Source organism: Flavobacterium collinsii (assembly GCF_902804485.1).
Taxonomy (GTDB): Bacteria; Bacteroidota; Bacteroidia; order Flavobacteriales; family Flavobacteriaceae; genus Flavobacterium; species Flavobacterium collinsii.
Map to the genome: position 1 here is coordinate 1 of NZ_CADCST010000174.1, position 7,853 is coordinate 7,853.

The following is a 7,853-nucleotide window of genomic DNA, read 5'->3' on the forward strand; positions in this document are numbered from 1 at the left end:
ATGTCAAATTACCGTTACTAATTTTAAATTTGCTAAACCAAAACATACTCAAATATGACATACAATAGCATCACAGCAAAACCAGTTTAATATTAAATTTGATTTATCCATTGATAAATACATATTTATCGAATAATACAAGAAGCAGTAAAGAATAGTAATAAATATTCAAAAGCAGAAAAATGTTATATTATGCTATTGAAAACTTCTGATAAAATAATAGTTCGGATTTGGGATAATGGAAAAGGTTTCAATCCTGAAAATTAGTAAAAGGTATTGGTTTAAAAAACAATAAAGAAAGTGCCAATACATTAAAAGGAGAATTAAAAATAATTTCAAGTTTAGGAAAAGGTACTACAATAGAAGTCGTTTTTATTATGGAAATAGCTAATTTTTCATAAAAGTCTTATCAATACGACTATCGCTCTTGACAAAACCGCTTAAAAGCTTTATTAGTATGGGACAACTGTCAGAAATAGTCTGTCTGTTGTACCGCTTCGGGTAAATTTGTAATTTTTTTTCCGATTTATCCTCTATTTATGTTAGAATATCGCTAAAAGTAGGTATTGTACAGGTCAATTATTCAACTCATTTTTGCAAATAAATAATTACGATGCTACTTTTACCTAAAAATAATATCCAGGAAATTGAAGATAAGACTTTTATAAGGAATAGATGTTTTTTGACAAATACAATAACCTGAGAATAGCCCAGAATTTGACAACACCTATTTTTAAAAAACTTTAAAGCTAAATAATTAATTTACAACCCAAATAAACTTCTATTCGAACAAAAAGGAGGAAATAATTCAGTATGAAATGGAATATTAAAAAATTAAATCATGATTAAGACCTCAAATGAAATAACAATTATTGATAACGATGTAACCTTATACTCCTGCTACTAGTGGAGGTACTACATTATAACTTATAGCAATAAAAAGATTAGGTAATCAAACTTTAGCTAACGCTAACGTCACTAACACTGGGGACTTAGTGACTTATGACACTGTAATTACAACACCAACCTCTAGATCTTATAACTCAGAAACAAGTACATATACAGCAACAACAAAATAGAAAAAAAAGATTACAAATCATCGAATGAACTTTTATTTGTTGAATACTTTTGGTACTTACATCAATGTATATACAAGTCGAAAGAATGCAAGGAATTCTTAACGGATAGAGCCAATAACTGCCATTAGCTTCCACATTATTTTAATCGCTAATTCTAATCTTTAATTTATGGAAGAAGATTAAAAATATAAATATGGAAGGTGATGACGATTTAGCAGTGTTTGCAAAGATCATGATGTTTATCATGGAAGTAAGTACTTTCTTGGTACAAATGCATCTTTATCGGTTTTTGTTACTGTTTTTTATATAACATAGATGGATATCTAAAGAAACTTAAGAGTTGTTAAAACAATGAAACATATAAACAAATGCATATAAATCTTCCTGTTATTATTGCCATTTATCAAAAAGTATACCAATTTCAATGGGTTAAAAAAAACAATGATTTAGCAATATATTAATACGAATTATAATTATTATTTTTTATATTTGAGTTGATACTATGTGTGAATTTTCATTCTTTTAAAACATGATGAATCCAAAACTTTGCAATAACTAATAAATTAATAAACATGAAAAAGGAAATTTTTAAAAAAGCAGGAATTCTCTTTCTTGTCTCTTTAAGTATGCAAGTAGTTGCACAAAAAAACCGAATATTCTAGTTATTTGGGGAGATGATGTCGGTATCTGGAATTTAAGTGCTTATCATCGAGGAATGATGGGGGGCAATACTCCTAATATAGACAGGATTGCTAAAGAAGGAATGCTATTTATGAATCATTATGAACAAGCCTCGTGTACTGCAGGTCGAGCTGCATTTATTACAGGACAGTATCCAATTCGTGTAGGACTTGCCACAGTAGGTTTACCAGGTGCAGAGCAGGGACTTAGTATAAAAGATCCAACATTGGCAACTTTGCTTAAGCCGTTTGGGTATAAAAAAGAAAGATATTCGCTGGTAGCACTCGCATATTGATTTACTCCTCCGGGACGGAATCCTTTTGCTTAATTGGCGTACATAGTAATATCTTCTGCAGCCAGGTAACCCAAGTTTAATTTTGGAGATATCGCATTGTTAGAGGTATCAACCGTTTTTGCAGGAAAAACTTGTGTTAGATTTGGTTCTTTAATATATTCATCGTGCAGCGTGAGTTCTTTTTCATCGTAGTCATAACGTAAACCTCCAGTTAATTTCCATTTATCCGAAATAGCATAAGTTATGTGTGCAAAGGCTGCAAAACCTTTTCCGTTCTGCTCTGAGAATATAGCCAGGGTGTAAGGAGCATTTGGATACATTGAAGTAGCATCTGCGCCGTATGAAGTATAAGTTTCCGCTTTTCTGTTATCTGAGAAACCAAACAACCCGCCTGTAATGTCCCATCTTCCAAGATTTTGTGAAGCAATTTTAAACTCCTGCGTCCAGGTTCCCTGCGGACGTACAGGAGCATTCCAGTATGAAAAGTCATAAGGAGAATAGTCATAATCGTAATCGCGATAGACATCATCTAAATAATTAAATGCTGTAAGAGACGTCAATTCCCAATTATCCATTTGGTATTTTGCAAATAGGGAAGTAGTAGATAAGGTACGGTTTTCTATATTTTTGCCGTTTTGATTAATGGAATAAGGATTTTCAAAAGCATAAGCGGCATTGGCTGCATAAGGAAAAGTTCCGTTAATATCATTTTTTTCGAGTTTAGAATTTAAAACAAACGAAAGACGGTCACTAGCCAGATATTTTAAATGAATATTGCCTCCATAATTTTTATAATCGTCAAAATCTCGACCTGTGTATTCATTTTTATAAACACCCTCTCTGGTATTATAAAAAGCATTTACAGAAGCAACTAATTTGTCTTTTATGATTGGAGAAGAAATTCCTGCTCTATATTCCTGCATATTAAATTTTCCCATTCCAATTTCGGCAAAACCTTTAAAAGTATTTCCAGGCTGTTTGGTTAGGATATTTATTACTCCTCCCAAAGCATTTCTGCCGTAAAGTGTACTTTGAGGGCCTCTTAAAACTTCTATGCGGTCAATATCCCGAAGCTGCATAGAGGTGGCGTAACCATCAAACATGGGAACACCGTCTATGTTTACACCGATTGAAGGATCAGTTGAAAAGGTTACAATACCTCTGATAGACATTGTATTTAAAGTAGGCGAGCCTCCACTCATTGTAATAAGATTGGGCACAGTCATTACCAGATCAGTCATATCGATCATTTTACGCTGTTCAATTTCTTTAGCTGAAATAGAAGATACAGCTATCGGGGTTTTTTGAAGTTTGGTTTCTTTTTTATCGGCAGTAATAATAACTTCTTCTAATGAATTAGAATTTTCTTTCATTACAAAAGGAACATTATCAATACTGCCTTCATTTAAGTTAATCTGCTTTTGGACGGTTTTAAAACCAAGATAAGTGCAGAGCAGGCTAATGGATTTTTTTTTTGATAATTCTTATTTCAAATTCTCCTTCTGAACCTGAATTTACAGTCTGATTAGTCTCTCTGACCGAAATTACAGCTCCCGACAGTGGTGATCCGTTGGTATTTTGAACAACACCTTTGATTGTTTTTACTTCCTGTGCATGTAAGGATGTTATTGATAAAGAAAATAGTAGAACAAATACAGTAATAATTTTAAATTTCATAAATCTTTTTTTTAGATAAAGCTTGTTGTATTATACATTCTGGGAGAATCAAAAAAAGCGCTTATTCTGAATCTATTTAGAATGATTAAACTAAATCAAAGATATTATTTGCAAGTGTTTGGCTTGTGACGTGATGCGGAATAAATATGACGCGGATTATAATGAAGTTTTGCGGTATATATAAGTTCTTTAAAGAATAATTATCTGATAAGTCCGACCAAGCCATTTACTTTTTCTTGTCTTGAAATTTAAAAATTGTTAAAAAGTCCCATACTAGGCAGTATAGGACTTTTCGTTTAAATTCAAATCTTCCAAATTTAAATTTGTTAAGGGGCAAAACTACCGTAAATATATTAAAATTAATTTATAGTTTTATATATATTGTAATTGTATCAAGACCGATGAAATTATTTATTTAATATATAAGCATTTTTTAGATTTTAGTTATTGATTAATTAATAGTGGGTGATATGTTATCTATGAGGACTAAAGGTTATGACCAACAAAAAAGATATTTTTCTCTATTTGTTTGATGAATTGTTTTCAAACATCGTTATGATAATGTAGTTATGGAGAGTTTTTTTAAAACAATTAAAATAGAATTAATTTAACAAAACCATTACACATCTATTAAAAAATCTATATATAGTTGTCAGGTATATAAATCCTTTTCTCTGGTTTGGATATAAGTAATATCCGAAACTCAAGTTTTTGACGATATTTTTACAACAAACTCACCGTTTATTACATTTTTGACTATTAAATAATTATGATTAGAGTTGGTTGTTATTTTGAACTTCTTGCTTAACTTACTTCGTAACCCTAGTTGTTTCATATATTTTGCCACAGTAATTCTAGAAATTTTAAAACCTAAATTCTAAAGCTCTTATCTTACTCTAGAGCTTCCATAGCATTGCTTGGATTCAAAATAAATCAATGTTATTTGCTCTTAATATGGTGATTTTTAGCTGCACCCCAGTAGTAATTATTTGTTTTTCCATCAGTACTAACTTCCATTACTAACTTGCAGAACTTTGCACATTTTTTCAATCGAAAATAGTTATTCATTGTTTTTTTATGAAATTAAAAATCAGGATACTTGATTTTTTTCTCTCCAGTTCATGAACTTTTTCAGCTCACGAGTTAATTTTAAATTTCCCTTTCCAAAAAAACTTCCTTCTCCAAACTCTTCGAATTCTTTACGTCATTTATACAATTAGGTACTGTTACTCTAACTCTCTGGCGAATTCTGATACATTTGTTCTATCATAACTCAATTGAACGGCTTTTTTTTTAGTCTGAGATGGTCTCTTTATTGTTTTTAGGTCGGGCTTCTTTACTTTTCATAAAAGAGACCAAAGAAAAGTAAAAATAATTATATTTTCTGTAAATTTGTTCTTCACAATTATTATCTTGCCATCAAATACAAGATTCAATATTTTTTTTTTATAATTAAAAAATGTCAGAGCAAAGTTCACTATACTGTAAAGTAAAAATTACCAAACCGCGATTAGAAACATTTTTAAATAGCGCTTCCGAAAAACTTGTACTGGATGGCAATTGGCTCGAATGGTGGGAAAATCGCACAATGTACTCTAAAATGACTCCTACTGCCAAAGAATTGTATTCTTATAATGACCTAACCAACTATGCTATTTTTAAAGAATAGTATGAAGCTGAGCAAACATTTGCCTTTTCAGACTATGATGAAACAACACAACAATGGCATTTAGGTATTCTTCTTTTTAGTGAAAATTATTTAGAAATGCTCCCCATGCTTGCCTTTATCAAGAGTATGGAAGCATATGTAACCGAAAGTATAGATAACTTTGCTATTGTGTACCCGTTCTTTTGGGGAGATACAAATGTAGACGTCTTTATAAATTTTAAAGATGGAAAAACTTTACTTGACAGTAAAGTGCAAAGTACAGACGATATAGATACCGTATTGTTGGAAACTACATTAGGATACCTTAACAATAAGTGGAGTGAATTGTCTGCTAATATGGAAATAGATTAGGCAACCTGCATTATTATATTATTACTGTAACAGAAAAAACCAACCTTTAAACTTATTTTACAAGTCGTTTTTTTTACTTATTGAGATCTAGCTTTTAATAACTACTATTAAACTCAAAATTCACTTTTCTATCATTCTCAAAATTATCAGAAATCCACACATCAAAGGATTAAGAAATGCCTGTATAATGGAAAAAACATACTAGATTTAGTAGGTTTTGCTATTTCTTTTTAAAACATTCAATATGCTATTCAATATGCCTTATTGCTAAGTTAAAGTATAACACATTTTCTAATTCAGCCATTTAATTTCCTTTTGGAGTTGTATTAAATATTTTTATAATTTTTAATTATTTACATTTTGCTTTTATAGTTTTTTTATGCCTTTTATATGCTAAAATTAGCTATTGGATTATCTGGCAACCACATCTCCTTAACTCTATTTAGGATTGTAATGCCTAAATATATATAATACAAACCCTGTTTCTACATCTTCATACTGCCTGCCCCAGCTGCCTAAACAGAATAAAACATCATCCCTTTTCTAATTCCCTAATCCTCAGCTAATATCATAACCCGTTTCCCATACTAATTCGCCAAACTCACTGTAAACTTGTTCAGGGCGGCCAATATAATCGTTAATTATACTAAATTATCTCTCCATCAAAATCTTTGCACTCAGAACAAAATTGCCTTCCTCATACACTCAAGTAATTAAATTCTCAATTGCTTCAATTTTATCATAAACTAAATCATCTTCATCAATAGCAATTAATTTTGGTATCTATTTCCAATCGCGAATAAAAATCTTTCCATCCCAAAATAACAATTTATTTCTTTGTTTGCAATTCTAAAAGTTTTTCTCCCAAGTTAATCATATTCAAAGCGTCCTACTTTCCCTTCAGGGGCTCTCATACTTTCAAGTATTCCATTAGCCAGCTAAGCATAAACAATGTCGCCTTGCTACCACTACCAACCATTGCACACTTTTAAAAGAAAATTGATATCTTCAAAATTAAGATATGATAAATATGCATGGGGGAATCCAGGTGGAATATTAAATTATGAGAAACTAAAAGAGCCTCATCCTACTTAGCAGTTTTGTTTTTCCTGTCATTAGGTAATGCTATTGACGGATAACTTATATCATAACAATGGTATTGATGATGAATTTAAAAATGAAACAAAATTAATACTTAAACTTGTCGCTTCTATCCGCTTCTTAAAAATCCAACTTTATCCTAATGTATTTGATGATGAAATCAAACATAAAAAAGAACGAACCGCTAACAAGTGTTTATAGAATTTACAAAAACAATTCAAACATACTATTCCTATTACACACTATAGACCCAGAACACTATACTCTCGAAAGACTTAATACTTATACTAAAGTATCAGAATATCTAATAAATGGCATTTTGTAACTGGTAATAGAGATAGTATTTATAGTATTGCACCAAAAGTTGTTTTGCAACCACATATAAAGATTCAAAAGAACCAAGTAATTATGTTCATAGTGTAGATATTCTGGACAAAGTGAGCTCCCAATTCTGGATGAAAGTGAGTAGTATAAATGAACTCAAAAAGGTGTCTAAAAATTAGGAAAATGTTTTTTTTTTCGTGGAAGATCAAGAGTTAACAAACTTAAGTTCAAATATTACTAAAAAATAATACCTATTATAACTAATAATAACTATAATTTTGATTGATCAAGTCTGAATTGAAAATTACTGTTGCTGTCCACTGTTTTAAAATCAATCTTTCCCCAAACATAGCACACACTATTTATTGATTAAATAAAATATTAAAATTACTTATGTATTAAATAAAGTAGTAATTTCATCTGTCTTGATACAATTACAATACTTTTTTTTTAAAAACATAAATTAATTTCACTATATTTACTGTAGTTTTGCCTCCTAAACAAATTTAAATTTGGAAGATTTGAATTTAAACAAAAAGTCCCATGCTGCCTAGTATGGGACTTTTTAATAATTTTTATTTGTCTAGTCCTGAAATAGCGATACACAAAAAGTATCATTATGGAAGTACCTCAAGAAATACGCTATGTAAAGCGTACACAAAAAGACTACTCTATG

Annotated in this window: 6 protein-coding genes; 4 read left to right on the forward strand and 2 right to left on the reverse strand. The window is 30.3% G+C overall.

What is annotated here, in order from left to right:
* Nucleotides 1-132: 132 nt before the first annotated feature.
* Both FLA105534_RS24075 and FLA105534_RS23135 read left to right on the forward strand, forming a co-directional pair.
* Nucleotides 133-267, forward strand: a complete 135-nt coding sequence (locus FLA105534_RS24075; RefSeq protein WP_394368059.1) for an ATP-binding protein — start codon at nt 133-135, stop codon at nt 265-267.
* A 1,467-nt stretch (nt 268-1,734) separates the two neighbouring features.
* Nucleotides 1,735-2,055: a sulfatase-like hydrolase/transferase gene (locus FLA105534_RS23135; RefSeq protein WP_217427731.1), complete on the forward strand. Its 321-nt coding sequence runs from the start codon at nt 1,735-1,737 to the stop codon at nt 2,053-2,055.
* 29 nt (nt 2,056-2,084) lie between these two features.
* Here the strand turns inward: FLA105534_RS23135 and FLA105534_RS23140 are convergent, their stop codons facing one another.
* Together FLA105534_RS23140 and FLA105534_RS23145 are read right to left on the reverse strand one after the other, a co-directional pair.
* Nucleotides 2,085-3,428, reverse strand: a complete 1,344-nt coding sequence (locus tag FLA105534_RS23140; protein WP_173968436.1) for a TonB-dependent receptor — start codon at nt 3,426-3,428, stop codon at nt 2,085-2,087.
* An 85-nt stretch (nt 3,429-3,513) separates the two neighbouring features.
* Nucleotides 3,514-3,732 carry a peptidase associated/transthyretin-like domain-containing protein gene (locus tag FLA105534_RS23145; RefSeq protein WP_173968437.1) on the reverse strand — a complete coding sequence of 73 codons (219 nt, stop codon included), beginning with the start codon at nt 3,730-3,732 and terminating at the stop codon, nt 3,514-3,516.
* A gap of 1,459 nt (nt 3,733-5,191) precedes the next feature.
* Here FLA105534_RS23145 and FLA105534_RS23150 point away from each other — a divergent pair.
* Together FLA105534_RS23150 and FLA105534_RS23155 are read left to right on the forward strand one after the other, a co-directional pair.
* Nucleotides 5,192-5,401, forward strand: coding sequence for a hypothetical protein (locus FLA105534_RS23150; RefSeq protein WP_173968438.1), 210 nt, complete (start codon nt 5,192-5,194; stop codon nt 5,399-5,401).
* 105 nt (nt 5,402-5,506) lie between these two features.
* Entirely contained in the window at nt 5,507-5,752 is a 246-nt protein-coding gene (locus FLA105534_RS23155) for a hypothetical protein (protein ID WP_217427730.1), read from the forward strand.
* Nucleotides 5,753-7,853 lie beyond the last annotated feature (2,101 nt).